The sequence below is a fragment of the Kitasatospora sp. NPDC058492 genome (assembly GCF_042720685.1).
Classification (GTDB): Bacteria; Actinomycetota; Actinomycetes; order Streptomycetales; family Streptomycetaceae; genus Kitasatospora.
Genome location: NZ_JBHXMU010000055.1, coordinates 36,915 through 55,203, shown reverse-complemented (window position 1 = coordinate 55,203; position 18,289 = coordinate 36,915). Strand labels below are relative to the sequence as shown.

18 protein-coding genes, 1 tRNA gene and 1 pseudogene are annotated in these 18,289 nt (G+C 71.7%); 3 read left to right on the top strand and 17 right to left on the bottom strand.

Annotation, left to right across the window (positions count from 1 at the left end):
* Window positions 1-22 precede the first annotated feature (22 nt).
* The gene (locus tag ACFWPI_RS29770) at window positions 23-232 is read left to right on the top strand and encodes a hypothetical protein (RefSeq protein ID WP_063348621.1); all 210 of its coding nucleotides are present in this window, start codon (window positions 23-25) and stop codon (window positions 230-232) included.
* A gap of 75 nt (window positions 233-307) precedes the next feature.
* Here ACFWPI_RS29770 and ACFWPI_RS29765 read toward each other — a convergent pair whose 3' ends face one another.
* The 8 genes and pseudogenes from ACFWPI_RS29765 to ACFWPI_RS29730 all read right to left on the bottom strand — a co-directional run bounded on the left by ACFWPI_RS29765 (window position 308) and on the right by ACFWPI_RS29730 (window position 10,781).
* Entirely contained in the window at window positions 308-1,348 is a 1,041-nt protein-coding gene (locus ACFWPI_RS29765; protein WP_380374551.1) for an endo alpha-1,4 polygalactosaminidase, read from the bottom strand.
* Between the two features lie 22 nt (window positions 1,349-1,370).
* Window positions 1,371-2,066 carry a spherulation-specific family 4 protein gene (locus ACFWPI_RS29760; protein WP_063348622.1) on the bottom strand — a complete coding sequence of 232 codons (696 nt, stop codon included), beginning with the start codon at window positions 2,064-2,066 and terminating at the stop codon, window positions 1,371-1,373.
* A complete protein-coding gene (locus tag ACFWPI_RS29755; RefSeq protein WP_380374548.1) occupies window positions 2,063-2,980 on the bottom strand; it encodes an NAD-dependent epimerase/dehydratase family protein in 918 nt (305 codons plus the stop codon). Before ACFWPI_RS29755 ends, ACFWPI_RS29760 begins: the two co-directional genes overlap by 4 nt.
* A gap of 125 nt (window positions 2,981-3,105) precedes the next feature.
* Window positions 3,106-3,807, bottom strand: a pseudogene (locus ACFWPI_RS29750) (NDP-sugar synthase); the annotation flags it as partial.
* A 74-nt stretch (window positions 3,808-3,881) separates the two neighbouring features.
* On the bottom strand, window positions 3,882-4,874 hold the full coding sequence (locus ACFWPI_RS29745; RefSeq protein ID WP_063348624.1) for a GDP-mannose 4,6-dehydratase: 993 nt from the start codon (window positions 4,872-4,874) through the stop codon (window positions 3,882-3,884).
* 190 nt (window positions 4,875-5,064) lie between these two features.
* Window positions 5,065-6,582: a hypothetical protein gene (locus ACFWPI_RS29740; protein WP_380374545.1), complete on the bottom strand. Its 1,518-nt coding sequence runs from the start codon at window positions 6,580-6,582 to the stop codon at window positions 5,065-5,067.
* 218 nt (window positions 6,583-6,800) lie between these two features.
* On the bottom strand, window positions 6,801-8,315 hold the full coding sequence (gene pelF, locus ACFWPI_RS29735; RefSeq protein ID WP_079135759.1) for a GT4 family glycosyltransferase PelF: 1,515 nt from the start codon (window positions 8,313-8,315) through the stop codon (window positions 6,801-6,803).
* A gap of 114 nt (window positions 8,316-8,429) precedes the next feature.
* On the bottom strand, window positions 8,430-10,781 hold the full coding sequence (locus tag ACFWPI_RS29730) for a hypothetical protein (protein WP_380374542.1): 2,352 nt from the start codon (window positions 10,779-10,781) through the stop codon (window positions 8,430-8,432).
* Between the two features lie 581 nt (window positions 10,782-11,362).
* Here ACFWPI_RS29730 and ACFWPI_RS29725 point away from each other — a divergent pair.
* Window positions 11,363-11,545 (top strand): hypothetical protein, encoded by a 183-nt coding sequence (locus tag ACFWPI_RS29725; RefSeq protein ID WP_380374540.1) that lies wholly within the window; start codon window positions 11,363-11,365, stop codon window positions 11,543-11,545.
* Window positions 11,546-11,590: 45 nt separating this feature from the next.
* On the opposite strand, the gene ACFWPI_RS29720 is transcribed toward ACFWPI_RS29725, so the two are convergent.
* The 8 genes from ACFWPI_RS29720 to ACFWPI_RS29685 all read right to left on the bottom strand — a co-directional run bounded on the left by ACFWPI_RS29720 (window position 11,591) and on the right by ACFWPI_RS29685 (window position 16,599).
* Entirely contained in the window at window positions 11,591-12,484 is an 894-nt protein-coding gene (locus ACFWPI_RS29720) for an RNA polymerase sigma factor SigF (RefSeq protein WP_063348628.1), read from the bottom strand.
* A 144-nt stretch (window positions 12,485-12,628) separates the two neighbouring features.
* A complete protein-coding gene (locus tag ACFWPI_RS29715; RefSeq protein WP_244293642.1) occupies window positions 12,629-13,411 on the bottom strand; it encodes an RNA polymerase sigma factor SigF in 783 nt (260 codons plus the stop codon).
* A 338-nt stretch (window positions 13,412-13,749) separates the two neighbouring features.
* On the bottom strand, window positions 13,750-14,043 hold the full coding sequence (locus ACFWPI_RS29710) for a Dabb family protein (protein ID WP_063348630.1): 294 nt from the start codon (window positions 14,041-14,043) through the stop codon (window positions 13,750-13,752).
* Between the two features lie 92 nt (window positions 14,044-14,135).
* Window positions 14,136-14,300 (bottom strand): hypothetical protein, encoded by a 165-nt coding sequence (locus ACFWPI_RS29705; protein WP_167745863.1) that lies wholly within the window; start codon window positions 14,298-14,300, stop codon window positions 14,136-14,138.
* A gap of 452 nt (window positions 14,301-14,752) precedes the next feature.
* Window positions 14,753-14,839: transfer RNA gene (locus tag ACFWPI_RS29700), tRNA-Ser, on the bottom strand.
* A 92-nt stretch (window positions 14,840-14,931) separates the two neighbouring features.
* Window positions 14,932-15,459 carry a tRNA adenosine(34) deaminase TadA gene (gene tadA, locus ACFWPI_RS29695; RefSeq protein WP_063348631.1) on the bottom strand — a complete coding sequence of 176 codons (528 nt, stop codon included), beginning with the start codon at window positions 15,457-15,459 and terminating at the stop codon, window positions 14,932-14,934.
* Between the two features lie 63 nt (window positions 15,460-15,522).
* Window positions 15,523-16,059, bottom strand: a complete 537-nt coding sequence (locus ACFWPI_RS29690; protein WP_063351275.1) for a tRNA adenosine deaminase-associated protein — start codon at window positions 16,057-16,059, stop codon at window positions 15,523-15,525.
* Between the two features lie 303 nt (window positions 16,060-16,362).
* Window positions 16,363-16,599 carry a hypothetical protein gene (locus ACFWPI_RS29685; RefSeq protein WP_063348632.1) on the bottom strand — a complete coding sequence of 79 codons (237 nt, stop codon included), beginning with the start codon at window positions 16,597-16,599 and terminating at the stop codon, window positions 16,363-16,365.
* Window positions 16,600-16,763: 164 nt separating this feature from the next.
* Between ACFWPI_RS29685 and upp the strand changes: the two genes are divergently transcribed.
* Window positions 16,764-17,399: a uracil phosphoribosyltransferase gene (gene upp, locus ACFWPI_RS29680; protein WP_063348633.1), complete on the top strand. Its 636-nt coding sequence runs from the start codon at window positions 16,764-16,766 to the stop codon at window positions 17,397-17,399.
* Window positions 17,400-17,473: 74 nt separating this feature from the next.
* Here the strand turns inward: upp and ACFWPI_RS29675 are convergent, their stop codons facing one another.
* Window positions 17,474-18,154, bottom strand: a complete 681-nt coding sequence (locus tag ACFWPI_RS29675; RefSeq protein ID WP_380374565.1) for a LytR C-terminal domain-containing protein — start codon at window positions 18,152-18,154, stop codon at window positions 17,474-17,476.
* Window positions 18,155-18,289: the final 135 nt, after the last annotated feature.

The window sequence follows — 18,289 nt, the reverse complement described above, 5'->3', positions numbered from 1 at the left end:
CGGATTCGTTAGAGTCCGTGCCATGGCTGACAACGACTACGACCCCGCCGGCAGCACCCAGATGTTCCGGGCGTTCGTCGACGAGACCCCGGCGGCCCCGCAGGCGCCGGGCACCGTCTCCACCTACGGCCGCAGCAGCAGCGGTGGTGGTGGCCGTACCGGCGTGATCGCGCTGGTCGCCGTCATCGTGCTGGCCGTGTTGGGCGGCGTCATCTGGCTGGCGGTCAAGTGATCATCGCGCGGGTGACCCGGACGAGGGTCACCCGCGCGACGGAAACCGGTGCACCGAGGACCGGTGCGCCGGCGCTCAGCAGGGCTTGCGCCAGGCGTCCAGGTCGAGCTTCTTCTGCATCGAACTGAAGCCGAGCGACTTGGCCTTGGCACAGAACTGGTCCGTGCCGAGCTTGTACTCGACGTGGAACACCGCCTTGCCCGCCTTGACGAACGGCGCGACCCGGTCGCACTCGTCGAACTGCGAGCACTCCTCGTTGACCGCGAAGTCGAAGTCCGGCAGCAGCGCCGGGATCTGGTCGAGGTCGTTCTTCAGGCCGATGGCCAGGCCGCGTTCGTGGGCGAGCTGGGCCAGCATGCGGTTGTACTTGACCTGGTCGTCAGGGGTGAGCGGGAAACCGCTGTTCTGGTTGTAGGCCTCGATGGTGTCCGGCTCGATGGCGTCGAAGCCCTTGCTCTTGCACATGTCGAAGCGGGCCGCCATCAGCGGCTTGAGCTGGTCGAGCTTGCGGATGTCGAACCACTTCTCGCCCTTCCAGCCGGTGTCGGAGCCCTGCAGGGACTTGGCGAAGGCGGCGGAGTCGGGGCGGAAGTTCTCCCAGGAGCCGGCGTTGATGTAGCAGATCACCTTGCGGCCCTTGGCGTGCAGCGCGGCCACCACCGAGGCGTCGTTCTCGAAGCCGTCGATGTCGTAGACCGGGACGTCCACGGACTGGTCGACGGTGCCGCCGAGCTGCCACTGCCAGGCGAGGCCCGGGGTGGGCTGCCAGCGGGCGCCGGCCGGCGGCGGGGAGGTGGTGCCGCCGGGAGTGCCGCCGGGGGCGCTGGGGGTGCCCGGGGCGGTGGTGGCGCCCGGGGGAGTGGTGGCGCCGGGCGCGGTGGGCGAGCCGGGGGCGCTGGGCGTGCCGGGGGCCGGGGGCGTGCTGGCGGCGTCCGACGGGGTGCCCGGGGCGGTGCTGCCGTCCGGGCTGGTCGGGGCGGTGGCCGCGGGCGGGCTGCTCGGGGAGCCGTCGGCCGAGGAGTTGTCGTCGTCCGAGCCTGAGCTGCTGCACGAGGTCGCCAGCAGGGCGGCGGCGATGGTGATGGCGACCGGCAGGAGCCGGGTACGGCGGTTCACGGTAGTCGAACTCCGGATCAGGTCAGGTCAGTTCAGCAGCGGTCAGGCCGTAGGGCAGGGTGCGCCAGGGGTTCTCCCCGGCGCCCGGTACGGCGCAGCCGACGCCGGCCCGGCGGGCGGCGATCAGCGCGGTGGCGTCCTCGGCGTGTTCGGCGGGGACGTCGTACACCAGGTGGCAGAAGCGGGAGGCCGCGTGGCGGCCGGTCCACAGCGGGAGCGTCATCGCGCGGTACGTGTCCCAGTCGCCCTCGAAGGTGACCAGCAGGTCGGCCAGACCGACTTCGGCGTACCCCGGGTCGGGGTGCTCGCCGTGGCCGAAGACCACGGTGCCGCAGCCGGCCGCGCGCGCGGCCGTGGCCAGCCGCCGGTAGTGCGCGAGGGCGCCCGGGTGGGTGGCCACCTGGTCGAGGTAGACGCCGGTGATGTCGTGGCGTTGACGGTAGGTCAGGATGTCGGCGACCACCGCCGCGTGCGGTCGGCGGCCGTAGTCGGTGTCGGTGTAGCCGACCAACGGCACTCCGGCCGCGCGGAGTTGGTCGGCGGCCTCGGCGAAGACGTTGTCCGGGTTCTCGCCCGGCCCGTCGGCGAGGTTGAGCACGACGGCGGCGATCCGGCCCGGGTCGGCGGCGGCGACCGCCTGCCAGGCCGCCGGGTCCACCGCGGGGTGGACGTACAGCGGCACCAGCAGGCGGCCGTCGGGGATGATCCCGCCGGTCATGCGACGACCGGTGGGCAGGCGGGCTCGGCGGTGCTGAGCCACAGGTCGCGCAGGGTGTCGGCGAGGTCCGTCTCCGGGTGCCAGCCGAGCTCCCGGGCGGCGGCCGACACGTCGGCCTGCTGCCAGGAGACCGCGGCCGAGCGCTCGGAGCCCGCCCCGCTCTCGTCGATCCGGCCGGCGAAGCCGGCCGCGGCGACCAGCCCGTCCGCGATCGCCCGGACCTGCCGGGCCTGCCCGGAGGCGAGGTTGAGCACCCGGGGGAGCGGACGGTCCGCGGCGGCGGCCAGGCCGACCGCGCGGGCGATGTCCCGGGCGTCGACGAAGTCGCGGTAGGCGGAGAGGTCGCCGACCGTGATCACGCCGTCGGCGCCCTCGGGCGCCACCCGGAGCAGCTCGGCGGCCAGCCGGCCGGGCAGCGAGCCCGCCGGTGCCCCCGGGCCGACCGGGTTGAACACCCGCAGGACCACGGCGTCCAGCGCCGAGCCGGCCACCGCGAGGGAGCCGGCCAGCTTGGTCGCGCCGTACACGCCGACCGGGCGGGCGTCGGAGTCCTCGGACAGCGAGCTGCCCGCCGGACAGACGCCGTACTCGCCGGCCGAACCGATGTGCACCAGCCGGGTCTTCGGGGCGCCGAGCTGCAGCGCCTCGCAGAGCACGGCCGGGCCGCGCGCGTTCACCTCGGCGAGCTTGACCGCGCTGCCGGCCACCGCGCCGGCGAAGTTGACCACCACGTCGGGTGCCAGCGCGGCCAGTTCCCCGCCGAGCGGGCCGGCCTGGGCGGTGGCCAGGTCCAGCCGGAGGTCGTGGGCGGGCCGCCGGCCCGCGGTCAGCACGGTGGCACCGGGCAGTGACCGCAGGACGGCGGTGGCGTGACGGCCGAGGAAGCCGTCGCCGCCGAGGAGCAGGATTCTCACGCGGCCCGTCCGTCACTCTGGGCGCCCGCGGTGGCGGGAGCCTCGGCCGTGTCGTCCGGGGCGGTGCGGGCGGCCGGGATCGGCAGCTCCGCCACGCCCTGGCCGGCGCCGGCCGACTCGAAGGGCATCAGCACCGGTCGGATGGACGAGAACTCGGCGTTCGCCCGGTCGTAGTCGTCCGGGCGGCCGATGTCCAGCCAGTAGCCGCCGAAGTCGTACGCGGCGGGCGGGGTCTTGGCGGCGAGCAGGTCCAGCACCAGCTCGTCGAAGCCCAGCGGCAGGCCGGGGGTGTACTTGGCGAGTGCCGAACGGGACACGCCGTACACGCCCATCGAGACGCGGTAGTCGATGCTCGGCTTCTCCTGGAAGCCGGTGATGCTGCCGGACTCGGCGGTCAGCACGCCGAAGTCGATCTTCACCTGACGTGCGTAGGTGGCGATGGTGAGCGGCGCCCCGGACGCCTCGTGGTGCTTGAGCACCCCGGCGAAGTCCAGGTCGGTGAGGATGTCGCCGTTCATCACCAGGAAGTGCTCCGGCAGGCGGTCCTGCATGGTGAGCAGCGGGCCCATGGTGCCGAGCGGGCTGTCCTCGACGGCGTAGCCGACCCGCAGCCCCCACTGGGAGCCGTTGCCGACGTACGCGCGGATGATGTGGCCGAGGTGGCCGATGGCCAGGGTGACGGTCTTGAAGCCCGCGGCGGCGAGCTGGCGCATCACGATCTCCAGGATCGCGTGCTGGTCGCCGATCGGGACGAGCGGCTTGGGAAGGGCGGTGGTGTACGGGCGGAGGCGGACGCCCTTACCGCCGGCCAGGATCACTGCATGCATGGTGTTTCCCCCACGGAAAGGATGTGCAGGACACGAACCTTGGTTACCAGGACGGGCATTGATCGGTACGGCGGTCAGACGTTGTAGATGTCGGTCTTGTAGCGGGCCAGGTTGGCCGGGTCGCGGAAGAACTCGATGGTCTGCTCCAGACCCTGCTCCAGGGTGAACTGGGGGGCCCAGCCGGTGGCCTCGCGCAGCCGGGTGGCGTCCGCGACCAGGCGCATGACCTCGGAGTTGGCCGGGCGGATGCGCTGCTCGTCCTCCTTCACCAGGAGGTCGACGCCCATCAGCTTGCCGACCAGGGAGACCAGGTCGCCGACCGAGATCTCGCCACCGGTGCCGGCGTTGAAGGTCCTGCCGACCACGGTCTCGGCGGGAGCGGTGCCGACCGTGCGGAACGCGTGCGCGGTGTCCTTGACGAACATGAAGTCGCGGGTCGGGCGCAGGTCGCCGAGGGTGATCTCGGTCTCGCCGGCGGCGACCTGGGCGATCACGGTCGGGATGACGGCGCGCATCGACTGGCGCGGGCCGAAGGTGTTGAACGGGCGCAGGGTGACGACCGGGGTCTCGAAGCTGGCGTGGTAGCTGTCGGCCAGCCGGTCCCCGCCGGCCTTGGAGGCGGCGTACGGGGACTGGGTGTTGATCGGGTGGTCCTCGGTGATCGGCACGGTCTGCGCGGTGCCGTACGTCTCGCTGGTGGAGGTGTGCACCAGGCGCGGGATCTCCTGGTGGCGCACCGCCTCCAGCACGTTCAGGGTGCCGGTGACGTTGGTGTCGACGTACGAGTGCGGGGCCAGGTAGGAGTACGGGATCGCTATCAGGGCGGCCAGGTGGTAGACCGCCTCGGTGCCCTTGACCAGGCCGTTGACCGAGCCCGGGTCCCGGACGTCGCCGAGGACGATCTCGACCGAGTCCAGCACCTCCTTGGACAGGGTCTCCAGCCAGCCGAAGGACGAGAAGGAGTTGTACTGGACCATCGCCCGGACCTGGTGCCCGTCGGCGACCAGGGACTCGACGAGGTGGGAGCCGATGAAACCCTCGGCTCCGGTGACCGCGACGCTGCTCATGCGTGATTCGCTCTCTCGAATTTGGGAACGGCCGGACTCCCGGTGGCGACCGGCCGGTGGTGGTTCAGCTGTGCCGTGAAGCGCGTTGAGGTGAAGCGTGTTCGGGTGAAGCGCGTTGTGGAGCGTGTTCGGGTGAAGCGGGTCCAGCGGTGCACGCGAATTGGGCGTGCGTGATTTCGGTGTTCGGTGTTCAGCGGTGCTGGGTGGTGCGGCCGAGCGCAGGCCCGGCGATGGCGGTGAGGAGCAAGGCGGCCGCCCCGCAGCCGATCAGCTGCAGGACGATCGGATCCGCACCGGTCAGCAGCCCGGCGCTCTCGGCACCCGCGGCGGCCAGACAGATGAGGGCGGTGCTCCAGCTGAACCCGAAGGCGTTCAGCAGCAGCGCCAGCCAGAGCGAGCCGCCGAGGAGCAGCATCGCGCCGAGCTGCGGCACACCGAGCGCGGGGGCGCCGGGCCACAGCACGGTCGTGGCGGCGTCCAGCGCGGCCACGGTGGTGAGGTAGATGAACAGGCAGCCGAGCAGGATCCCGCCGGTGCGGCGGGTGAACTGCCCGCTGGTGTGGCTGGTGCGCAGCGCGGCCACGGCCATCGCCCGGTAGCGGAAGAGCAGCCACTCGGCGAGGCCGAGACTGAGCGTCAGCGCGATCATGGCCGGTCCGGTCGGGGTGGCCTTCGCACCGTGCGCGGCGCCGGTCTGCACCGCCTGGTGGATGGTCTCGCCGAGACCGGCGATCAGCGTGAGGGTGCCGCAGGCCAAGCCGAACAGCAGGTGCGGGACCTCCTGGCGGATCGGCAGTTTCAGCTCGACGGACTCCTTCTCGCCGCCCCGGATGCAGAACAGCAGCTCCCGGGCGGCCAGGCCGACCGCCAGCACCAGCGAGACGAGCAGCACGACCGTCCGCACGACCTGCGGGACGTCCGCGGCCAGCACCACGCCCGCGCCCACCGAGGCCGGAACCAGCGCCAGCAGCAGGAACTTCTCCCGCCCCAGCACCAGCAGGACGGTGGCCGCGCCCAGGTACAGCGACTGCCCGGCGGCGAAGAAGAGCGCGCCCAGCGGCCCGCCGACCACGTACGCCGCGGCGGACGCGACCAGCGCGCCCAGCGGCGCCCCGAGGGCCAGGCAGATCGCGGCCTCGCGGCGCCGCAGCCGGCCGAGCCAGCGGTACGAGCGGTGTGCCAGCGCCTGGTTGAAGCCCCAGCTGACCAGTGTCGCGACGGACAGCGCGAGCATTCCGGAGGGCAGGCCGAACCGCATCCGGGTGGCCGCGAACAGGTTGGCGCCGAGCAGGTAGCCGAGCCCGGGCAGGGCGAACACCAGGCCGCGCACGACGCAGCGCCAGGGGTCGGCCCGCCACGGGTTGGCGAACTCGGAGCTCGGGCCGGGGTAGCGGCGCTCGACCTTCTCGAACAGCTCCTCGGCGAGGGTGAACGAGTCGGGGCGGCCGTACAGCAGGGCGGCCTGCTCGTCGGAGAGGCCGTCGGACTCCAGGAACGCGGCGATCTCGTACGGGTGGACGGCATCGGCGCAGATGTCGTGCAGCCGCTCGGCGAGCTCGTCCAGCGGGTCCGCGGAGAGGTCGAGCTGCTCCTCGGGCTCGGGCTGGGCCGACGAGGTGGGGCGGCGGCGCTTGAGCGGCAGGGTACGCAGCTGCATCGTCCGCTCGGAGCCGCCCTCGTCCTCGACGAGCCGCAGGGGGCCACTCATGCTTCCACCCCGCTGCGCTCGGTGGCCGCTTCGCGGTACACGCACCTGTCGATGGTTCTCTCGCTCCGCTCGTTCACGCTTCCACCCCGCTGCGCTCGGTGGCCGCTTCGCGGTACACGCACCTGTCGATGGTTCTCTCGCTCCGCTCGTTCACGCTGCCACCCCGCCGCGCTCGGTGGCCGCTTCGCGGTACACGCACCTGTCGTTCGTCCGCTCGTTCACGCGCCCACCTCGCTGTGCTGGGGCTGGGCGGCGGCGAGCTGCTGGTCCCAGTCGGTGGTGGGGGTCTGGTCGGTGACGGCCACCACTCCGTCCGGCATCCAGCGGGCGGTGCCGAGGAGTTCGGTGTAGATGCCCCGGAAGCCGTCGATGTTCTGGCGGAGCGTGAACTGTTCGATGACCCGCAGCCGGGCCTGTTCGCCCAGGCGGGCGCGCCGTTCGGCGTCGCGCAGCAGCTCGATCGAGGCGGCCGCCATGGGCTCGGGTTCGCGGGGCGGGACGACGAGTCCGGTGTCGCCGACGGCTTCGCGGACGCCGCCGACGTCGGTCGAGACGGTCGCGCGGCCGCAGGACATCGCCTCGATCAGGGTGAACGGGAAGCCCTCGCTGATGCTGGAGAGCATGACCACGTTGCCCGCCGCGTACGCGTCGGTGATGTCGGCGACGCGGCCCTCGAAGGCCACCGAGTCGGCGATGCCGAGTTCGGCGGCCAGGGCTATGCAGCCGTCCCGGTAGGCCTCGCCGCCCTTGGGGGTTCCGCCGAAGAGCCGCAGCCGCGCCTCGGGGATCTCACGGTGGACGATGGCGAAGGCCCGGATCAGCGTCTCCAGGTCCTTGATCGGGTCGACCCGGCCGGCCCAGCTGAGGGTCGGCGTCTCGGGTTCGGGCCCGGCGGGCGGGAAGGCCGCCGGGTCCACGCCGTTGTAGACGGTGCGGATGTGGGCGGACGGCGTGCCGCCGCGCTCCTCCCAGCGCCGGTTGTACCGGTTGCCGGGGGTGACCAGCGCGGCCTGCCGGTAGCTCTCCTCGGCGAGCATCCGGTAGAAGCCGAGCAGCAGCGCCTTGACCGGCCAGCGGTACGGGCCGGTGCGGTAGCCGAGGTAGCGCTCGCGCAGGTAGATGCCGTGCTCGGTGAGCAGAAACGGTACGCCGTACTGCTGGGCGGCGATCAGCCCCGGCAGGGTGGCCAGCCCGCCGCTGGCGGCGTGCGCGACGCCGCCGGTGGGCGGTTCGACCGAGAGCGGCCGCAGGGCGTGCTCCAGCAGGTCGGTGGCGTTCAGGGCGTCGTGCATGGTGGGCCGGGAGACGGCCGTGGGCAGGTAGTCCCGGGTCCAGACGTGCTGGAGGGTGCGCAGGGCGCGCTCGCTGCGCAGCGCCGGGCTGAGCAGCCCGCGCCGGGCGAGGTCGGCGAAGCCGTACAGCTCGGTGCCGAAGTGGGTGGTGTAGACCGGATCGAGGATGGAGTGGAGGAAGCGCTCGTACGCGTTGAGGAAGCGCCGCATCTCCTTGCCGCGGGGCGGTCCGGCCTCGGAGGCCGGGCCCCACAGCGGTGCGGTCGTGACCGACCGCACGTTGGCGGGCAGCTCCCAGGCCAGTGGTTCCTGGCCGGTACCAGTGACGGCGATGACGTCGAAGTCGACGTCCGGCATGCCTTGAACGAGCTGGTCGCACCAGACACTCACACCGCCGTGCTGGTGCGGATACGTCCCCTCGGTGAGCAGGGTGACGCGCATCTCCTGTCCCCCCTCCTGTTCCTTGCTTCGGTGTCCGGTCTGGGTGGCCGGAACGGGACCCGAGGCAGGGCCGGACCGGGCGACCGGCCCGGCCCTGCCATCGGGTGCTGCGGGCTACCGGTTGCCGGAGCGTCCGGTGGTACTGGTGCCGAGCGAGGCCGCCCCCCCGGTGGCCTTACCGCTCTTGGCGGCCGCGGCGATGCCGCCGTTGCCGTTGGTGGCGACGTCCTTGCCGGGCACCGGGGTTCCGCTACCGGGGACCAGGGTCGGGGCGCTGGTACGACCGGTGTCGCTCGGGCCCACCGGGACGGGAGTGGCGACGCCCTGCGGGACGACCTTCTTGTCCGCCGGGGCCGGGGCCGGGACGGACTTGGCCGCGACGCCGGGGGCGACGGCGGCCGGGGCGGCCGGGGTGCCGGCCGAGGGGAGCTGCAGGGAGACGCTGCTCTGCAGGGTGCCCGGGGACACCCAACCGGAGATCGTACCGGCGTAGGACGAACCGAAGGCGGTCGATCCGATGACCAGCTTCTGAGAAGTTCCGGTCGGCATGGTGGCCTGGACCTGAACACCGGCCGGAGCGTTGACCGTGACGGTGTTGCCGACCCGGTAGCCGGTGACCTGGCCGGCCGAGACGGCCGAGTTCCAGGCGGCGCGGCGCTGGAACTCCTGGCCGATCTCGCGCTCGCCGAGGTTCACGATCGGGGTGTTGTCGGCGTGCAGCGACCGGTAGGTGCCGAGGATCTTCTCCAGCACCGGGTAGAGGATCCGGTCCTCGGACAGGTTCGACTGGTGGATGAAGTGCGGCCGCGGGTCGTTGCTCAGCACGTGCCCGAGGTCGATCCGGGCCTCCAGCGGCACGATGTACGACTGGAAGCCGGTGTTCGCGTCCAGCGGCTGCGTCAGGCAGGTGGAGTTGGCGTTGTTCTCACAGACGCCGCTGCCGCCGTTGGCCTTGCTGGTGTAGATCCAGTTGTACTCGTCGGCCTCCTCCTTCGCCGTGCCGGCGTTGTAGAAGACGTTCATCGGGTAGCGCGGCACGGTCAGCGTGGACGAGCCGACGGTCCGCTGGGCGGGCTCGCGGGAGGCGTCGCTGCCGGTGAACTTGATGCCGTTGGCGGCCAGCGCCGGTGCCAGGTTCGGGTTGTCGCTGGTCTCCTGCGGGGCGGTCAGCAGACCGGAGTGCTCGCCGGTGACCAGGGCCTGCGGGTCGACCTTCAGGCCGTTCTTGGCGGCCCAGTCGAAGTTGTCCTTGATCTGGCCCGAGATGGTGTTCTGGTCGGTCCAGACGGTCTTGCCCGCGGAGTCCTTGGTGCAGCGCCACGGCACCACGGTGACGTCCTGGACGCAGCCCAGGTACGGGTGGCTGTAGGTGTGGTTGACCCAGCGGTAGCTGTTCTGGTCGGCGATCATCTGGTTGGCCGTGGGGTCCACCGTGGTCTGGTGGTCGGCCTTCCAGTCCTCGCTGCCGCCACCGTTGAACACCATGTCCAGGGTGAAGTTGTTGGCGGTCTGCCACTGCTTGAGGTGCTGGGCGTCGTCCGGCGTCATCCGGATCGGGTTGGCCGTGTCCGGGGTGCCGGGCGGGCAGGTGACGTCGCCGGGGGTGCACTTGAGCACGGTGTCCCAGCGGTCGTCGGCGAGGAAGACGTCGTCCACGTGGGCCGCGAAGTAGTTGCGGTCGTAGCCGAGGTGGACGCCCTGGGTGATCCAGTCGACCATGCCGCGGGCCAGCAGGCGGTACTGCTGCTGGTACTGGTTGTAGACGAACGTGACGACCAGTTCCTTGCGGCCGTCGTGCGTGTACTCGCCGACCAGCGAACCGCGCGAGGTGGTGCTCGGGATCGCGGCGTCGACCAGCGGGACGAACGAGGCGCCGGCCGGCAGGTTGGCCAGTGGCGTGGCCAGGTAGCCGTAACTCTCGCTGACGGTCGGATCGTTGTCCTCGAACGGCACGCTGCCCTTCAGGTACCCGAACGGGCCCGAAGTGCCGGCCGTGGTGGTGGCGCCCTGGAATCCGTCCAGCGTGCCGTAGTAACCGGGATTCACCGCGTAGTTCAGCCCCACCGCAGGACTGGCGAACGTGTACGCGTCGATCTGCCGGATTCCGAATGCAGCTTCGTAGCCCGCGATGGCCGTCATCTCGGCCGCACTGTTGGGGAAGGGGTTTTCGTTGGGAAGGACGATGCCCTGGTACTTCCCGCGGGGCTGGCCGTTCACCGTGTCGCTGAGGAAAGCGGAGTTGATGATGGGACGGTTGGTGTCGTTGAGGTTGACGACCTTGTACGGGGTGCCCTGGTTCTTGAGTTCGGCGGTGATCGCCGCGACCGACGGGCCTCCGTCGTCGATGACCAGGATGGTGAGGTCGATCCTGGGCGGCGTGTCGCCGTGGGCCAGGGTGGTCTGCAGGCCGCTGGCCAGCAGAACTGCCGCCGCGCACGCGGCAACTCTTCGGGTCGCTCGACCCATGGTGATCCTCCCCTTGGGTAGGCGCCTCGCTGCTCAGCGCTCGCCTGCCCTGTAGCTGTTCGCGGGCAGCAGGCTGCCCGGCGCCCATCCTGGTCGAGGGGGGCCTCTGCGAGGGACCAATTGGGCGAGAGTGCAGCGAACCTGTTACCAACGTTCATGGCGAAGCCATGAAGGCGCCGATTGTGACCGGAACCGGACCGGCCATGCAAATAATGAATTGAGAATGAAAAAGCGGAAGCTGAGAGCTACACCTGGTTACCGCCCGTGCGGCTTGGGCGGACCACCGGACACCTACACTGTCGTCGTCGCGCATGACACTCTTGCACATCTTGCCGACGCCTTGGGCAGGTTCATGCAATATCGGGCACCGCTGTGCCATGTGACAGTCCGAATATGCAATGGAGGTGCACGCGCGGTCGATCGGCGGACCGAGTCCGGTGCAATCGGGGCCGGGCGGAAAGCGGCGCCGGAGCCGGTCGAACGGCGCTGGTCGGGCGCAGTCCCGGGCTGCCGCGGTAAGGCCAACGCCCGTGATCCCGGCGGCTATTGGACGGCCGGGCGGGCGGGCGCCGTGGTGCGCTGTGGCCCTGTGCAGTGATGGCCTGAACCATGTCGTTGCCGACGACTTCGGCCCCCGCGCGCACGCCGTCGGCGCCGACCGCGGACCCGTCCTCGCCGACTACCTGCGCGCCGCCGAACTCGTCGTCGAACGCGCCGCCGCAGTGGTCGGCCGGGCGATGGACGACGCCGTCCCGGCAGGCTGACGCGCAGCCTGCCAGGACGGCGACGGGTGGCCTCCCGGGGCAGGATCAGCCCTCGCTGATCAGACCCTCACGGAGCTGGGTCAGCGTCCTGGTGAGTAGCCGGGAGACGTGCATCTGGGAGATGCCGATCTCGTCGCCGATCTGCGACTGGGTGAGGTTGCCGAAGAACCGCAGCATGATGATCCGGCGCTCGCGCGGCGGCAGCTTGGCCAGCAACGGCTTCAGCGACTCCCGGTACTCGACGCCTTCCAGCGCGAGGTCCTCGTAGCCGAGCCGCTCGGCCAGCGGTCCGTCGCCGTCCTCCTCGCTGGGGCTGGAGTCGAGCGAGCTGGCGGTGTACGCGTTGCCCACCGCGAGGCCCTCGACCACGTCCTCCTCGCTGACCCCCAGGCAGGTGGCCAGTTCGGCGACGGTGGGGGAGCGGTCCAGCCGCTGGGACAGGTCGTCACCGGCCTTGGTGAGCGCCAGCCGCAGCTCCTGGAGCCGTCGGGGCACCCGGACCGACCAGCTGGTGTCCCGGAAGAAGCGTTTGATCTCGCCCACCACGGTGGGCATCGCGAAGGTGGGGAACTCCACCCCGCGCTCGGGGTCGAACCGGTCGATCGCCTTGATCAGGCCGATGGTGCCGACCTGGACGATGTCCTCCATCGGCTCGTTGCGGCTGCGGAAGCGCGCCGAGGCGTACCGGACCAGCGGCAGGTTGAGCTCGATCAGGGTGTCGCGGACGTACGTGTGCTCCGCGCTGCCCGGTTCCAGGGCGGCCAGCCGCAGGAACAGCGAGCGCGACAGCGTCCGGGTGTCCAGCCCGGAGCCGGGCGGCGCCTCGGGCCCGGGCGGCGCGGCGGCCGGGACCCGCTGGAGCGGGATCCGGTCCTCGGCGACAGCCGTACCGTTGGCCTGACCAGCGTGGATCTCCGCAGTGCCCAGCTCTCCGGACATGCGCCCACCCCCTTGTGACTGACAGTTGAACGGGGGCCGTCGCACGGAGGTTCCCGGCGGGGGCCCTCCCCCTCCATACCGGAACACGGTGCACGGCAAACCCGAACGTCGCAAGATGTCACGCGAGGGTAACGCGCTGCAATCTCAGTCTTCCCAGGAGTTGCCGGTCCGAAGCCTCGTCAGGATGCGGGAGAGCAGCCGCGAGACGTGCATCTGGGACATCCCCAGCTCGGTGCTGATCTGTGACTGGGTCAGGTTGGCGAAGAACCGCAGCATCACGATCCGCCGCTCCCGCTCGGGCAGCTGGACCAGCAGGTGGCGGACCATGTCCCGGTGCTCGACCTCGGCCAGCGCGGAGTCCTCGTAGCCGAGCCGATCCAGCAGGGCGAGCCCGCCCTCGTGCTCCTGCGCCGCCTCCAGCGAGGCCGCGTTGTAGGCCCGCCCGGCGTCCAGGCAGGCCCGGACGTCCTCCTCGGGGATCCGCAGGCTGGCGGCGATCTCCGGCACCTTGGGGGCCCGGCCGTGCAGCACCGTCAGCTCCTCCATCGCGCCGCTGACCTGGACCCACAGCTCCTGGAGCCGGCGCGGGACGTGCATGGTGCGGACGTTGTCCCGGAAGTAGCGCTTGATCTCGCCGAGGATGGTGGGCAGTGCGTAGGTGGGGAACTGGACGCCGCGGGTGGGGTCGAACCGGTCGATCGCGTTGATCAGGCCGATGGTGCCGACCTGGACGACGTCCTCCATCGGCTCGCTGCGGCTGCGGAAGCGGGTGGCCGCGTAGCGGACCAGGGGGATGTTCACCTCGATCAGGGCGGCCCGGACCCGCTCCCGCTCGGGGGTGCCCGGGGGCAGCTCCGCGAGCCGTTCGAACAGCACCCGGGTCAGCGTCCGGACGTCCACCGCGGGGCGGCCGCCGGGGCCGCGCAGACCGTCCGGGCGGAGCTCGCCGGCCGGGCTGATGATCGACGCCAGTACCTCGTCGGACACGTCACCCCTCCCTCAGTCGATAACGAAGGGCCCTGCGGATCGGGTGTCGCGGCTGCTTCACCACCTCGCCATGTCCGGCAAAACCGGTCATAGCATCACAAGGCGGGCGCAGGTCGGGCAAGCACCCGGCGGAGGTGTGTTGGTGCGGCATCGGGGCTTCACCGGGCTTCCCGCCCAGGCGCCGCACGGATCGTTCCGGGGCGGAGCAAGGCGCCCCGTCCGGTGGCCGGACGGGGCGCGGCGGGCCGTCCGAGGGACGGACCCGGGTGCCTCGGGTGTCAGACCTCGATGTCGGCGATCACCCAGGTGGCGAATTCGCGCCACTGACCGGCCGCGGCCTGATGGGCCGGGTGGGTCAGGTACGCGTGCAGGGCGTCGCGGTCCTCGACCAGGCTGTTGATCGCGTAGTCGTGGGCGATGTCCCGCTCGGTGGTGTTCCAGCCGCACTCCCACTCGCGCAGCTCGGGGATCAGCGAACCCAGCTCGGCGAACGCCTTGGCGCCGGCGAGCGCGCGCTCGTCGTCCTTGCGGACGCCTTCGTTGAGCTTGAACAGGACCAGATGCCGGATCACGATTGCCGCTCCTCGCGGACGGGGACAGAGGGTCCCGCACACCGTAGCCGGTGCGCCGGGGCGGGACGACGGGCCCTACGCGAGCGGAGCGCTCACTTGATCAGTCCGGTCATGAAGGTGCCGACCGCCTTGGCCGCGTTCGAGATGCCCTCGAAGCCCAGTTGGACGAGCTGGGCGGAGCGGGCCGGCGAGCTGATGATCGAGTAGAGGACGAAGATGAGCAGGAGGGCCATGCCGATCTTCTTCGCCTGCGCCATCGGGTGTCGTCCTCTCCTGCTGTGGGCCGCCGCCATCCGGGTCCCCGAGCGGCCCTGCGGAAGCAGCTTATCCATCGGACGGGCTATCAAGTGTGCGACGCGTTCGCCCGGCGGGACGAAGGTCCCCGTGAGTGGGGCCTTTCTCCGGATGCCCGGAAGCGGCCCGGGCGGCAGGATGGGAGACGTGCCGAGGATCTGGCAGGAATCCCCGGTGCGTGGATCCGGAGCTCCCCGCTGTGGGACCGGGCGCCGCGGCTTCCCCCCGACGCGGCGCCGGTTGTGGGACTCCGCCGGGGGAGCGGTCGTCCCCCCGAGCCGCTCCCCCTTTCCAGGCTCCGTACTCTCCGGGCGTTGGTGGTCATCAGCCCGGAGTGCGGAGCCCTTTTCGCGTTCGAGGGTGCGCGGAAACGCCGAAGGCCCGTCCGGATCGGACGGGCCTTCGGGCTTTCCAGCGGTAGCGGTGGGATTCGAACCCACGGTGAAGTTGCCCCCACACACGCTTTCGAGGCGTGCTCCTTTGGCCGCTCGGACACGCTACCGAGGGGAACTCTACCGGACGGGTGCGCGGTCACGAAATCCATAGGGACGGGCGGCCGGCGGGGGACCCGGCGGCGGAAGTCGACGCCGGACGTCAGCGGTGGGACTCGAAGAACTCGCGCAGCTGCTCGCCGCACTCGTCGGCGAGGACGCCCCAGACCACCTCGGGGCGGTGGTTGAGCCGGCGGTCGCGCATCACGTCGAAGAGCGAGCCGGCCGCGCCGGCCTTCTCGTCGAGGGCGCCGTAGACCACCCGGTCGATCCGGGACAGCACGATGGCGCCGGCGCACATCGTGCAGGGCTCCAGGGTGACGACCAGGGTGCAGCCGCTGAGCCGCCACTCCCCGATCCGTTCGGCCGCCTGCCGGATCGCGACCACCTCGGCGTGCGCGGTCGGGTCGCCGACCGCCTCGCGCTCGTTGTGGCCGCGCCCGATCACCTCGCCGTCCGGGCCCAGGACGAGCGCCCCGACCGGGACGTCGCCGGTGGCCGGCGCCAGGGCGGCCTCGGCGATGGCGAGGCGCATCGGCGCCGCCCAGCGGTCGCGGACCGGGTCGGGGCGGACGGGGGCGGGCAGCGGGGCGATGCGGGGGACGGCCTGCGGGGCGGATGCGGACTGCATGGCATCCAGTGTCGGGTATCCGGCGGTGGGCACTGGCCTGGTCACCGGCCTGGTCACCGCCCGCTACCGGACCGCCTCCAGGACCTCGCCGCAGCCGAGGGCCTCGGCGATCTCCTCCAGGGCGTCGCCCGGGACGGCGCCCTCGCCGCTGAGGGCGAGCAGCTCCTCGGCGGCCAGGCCGAACTCGGTGAGCAGGTGGGCGTCGCCGAGCGGGCCGACCGGGACGCCGCTGCGGGCGTCCTCGTCCTGCTCCTGCGCCTCCTCGTCCTCCTCCAGCTCGACGACCAGGTGGTCCAGGTCGCCGAACTCGCTCTCACCGGCCTGGTCGACCAGCTCGTCGGTGAGGACGGAGCCGTAGGAGCTGCGGGCGGCGGCGGCGCCGTCGGACACGAAGATCCGCGGGTCCTCCTCGCCGTCCACCCGGACGATGGCGAACCAGGCGTCCTCCTGTTCGATGAAGATCAGGACGCTGTCGTCGTCCTGCGTGGAGTCGCGGGCCAGTTCGGTCAGGTCGGCGAGGGTTTCGACGTCGTCGAGCTCCGTCTCGCTCACATCCCACCCGTCCTCGGTGCGAGCAAGCACTGCAGCGAAGTACGCCACCAGGGACACTCCCAAGATCTCGGTCTCGGCTGTCGGCGCGCTCGGGCAACGCGAAAATCTGGCCGCCCCCGCGCCAGAGGCGGTCCGCTCGTTCGGACCGTCCCATCGGAATCGTGACAGAAAGCCCGCCCTTGCGGGGGGTGTTCGGCAGCGCGTCTTTGCAGGTCGTGTCGGAAGGGCCGGCCGGCGGCCGGTGTGGCGCCGGCACCACCGCCCGGGGCCCGCCGGATCCGGACCGGCCGGTCGGCGGAGCCGCAGGGGGAGCTGCGGGGGTAGCCGCGCCGGAACCGCTTCGGATCCTCGTCAGATCCGGAAGGTTCGCATCCGCATGGCTTCGCGCATCCGCCGTTCCTTGGTCCGCCGGGGCTGGACCCGCTCCCGGAGTTCGCGGGCCTCGGTGAGCTCGCGCAGGAAGACGGCCCGCCGCCTGCGGCGGTCCGCCTCGGTCTCCGGGGGGTCCTGTGGCGGGCCGGGGCGATTGCCCGACCGGCCTGCGGGCTCGTCCGCCGAGCCGTCCCCGGCGTTCGGGTTGCTCGTCATAAGACGTGACATTCCCAGATCAGCCCGGTTGATACCACAGGAGGCGCTTCCGTCCGGACATTCGCGGGGCGTCACGGCGCGATACGGCCGGGTGCACCCCGGCGACGGGGCGGTCGGCACGCGGCGAGTCGTACAGGCGTGCAGACCCGGGCTAACCTCGATACATGCGTCTCCACGTCGTCGACCACCCCCTGGTGGCCCACAAGCTCTCCACCCTGCGCGACGAGCGCACCGACTCGCCGACTTTCCGTCGCCTGACCGACGAGCTGGTGACCCTCCTCGCCTACGAGGCCACCCGGGACGTCCGCACCGACGAGGTGGAGATCACCACCCCCGTGGCGGTCACGCTCGGCACCCGCCTCAGCTACCCCCGCCCGCTGGTCGTGCCGATCCTGCGCGCCGGTCTCGGCATGCTGGACGGCATGACCCGACTGCTGCCGACCGCCGAGGTCGGCTTCCTCGGCATGGTGCGCAACGAGGAGACCCTGGAGGCCTCCACCTACGCCACCCGGATGCCGGACGACCTCTCCGGCCGCCAGGTCTACGTGCTCGACCCGATGCTGGCCACCGGCGGCACCCTCGTCGTGGCGATCAAGATGCTGATCGAGCGCGGCGCCACCGACGTCACCGCCGTGGTGCTGCTGGCCGCGCCCGAGGGCGTCGAGGTGATGAAGCGCGAGCTGGCCGGCCTGCCGGTCACCGTGGTCACCGCCGCCCTGGACGAGCGGCTCAACGAGAACGGCTACATCGTGCCCGGCCTCGGCGATGCGGGCGACCGCCTGTACGGCACCGCCGGCTGAGCGGATCCCCCGAACGGACGAGAGCCCCCCGGCGCGTTGCCGGGGGGCTCTCCTGTTGCGCGGGACGACCGGCCTCAGCAGCTGCCGGTGGCGGTCGGGGTGGGGGACGGCTTGGTCGCGAGGGCGAGGGCGGCGGCCGCCTGGGTCTCGTCCAGCAGGGCGTTGTAGCTGTCGCCGACCACGAAGTCCACGGTGCCGTCGGTGCGGGCGTCGGCGGTGGTGGTGGCCCCGGCGATCTGCGAGCCGAGCAGGGTGGCGGCGCCGGCGCCGGCCGGGCCGGCGATCACCTGGGCGGTGCCGGGCACCTTCTTGTCCAGTTCGGCCGGGGCGTTGCCGACCTTGCCGATGGTGAAGCCGCGCTTCTTGAGCTCCTCGGCGGTCCGGCCGGCCAGGCCGCCCTTGGCGGTGGCGTTGTAGACGTTCACCGTGACGCCGGCCGGGTGCGGGATCGCGTGCGGGTCGCCCGGGGCGGCGGGCGCGCCGGAGGCGGTGGGCGCACCGGGCGTGGCGCCCGGGGAGGGGGCGGCCAGCGGCTTGCCCGACGGGGTCACGCAGGCCTGGGCGGAGGAGTTCTTGTTCTTCCCGCTGAAGATGTCGTAGAGCTGGACGCCACCGAGGCCGATCAGGGCCAGGGCGAGCAGGCTCGCGAGCCCGGAGATCACCTTGCGGCTCTTCCTCGGGGGCCGGCCGAGTCGTGGATAGGCGTTGCCGGTGACGCGGTACTGCTTCCCCTTGAGGCCTTGGGGAGTCAACATGCTCACGGTTTGTCTCCCCCTCGTGCCAGGGCGGGGTCGGGATGACGGATCGGCTGGTGCGAGTGGATCCCGTGGTGCGGGCGGATCCCCTGGTCGCGGCCGTAGTCAGCAGCGTAGTGCCGTCCGGCTGCGAAG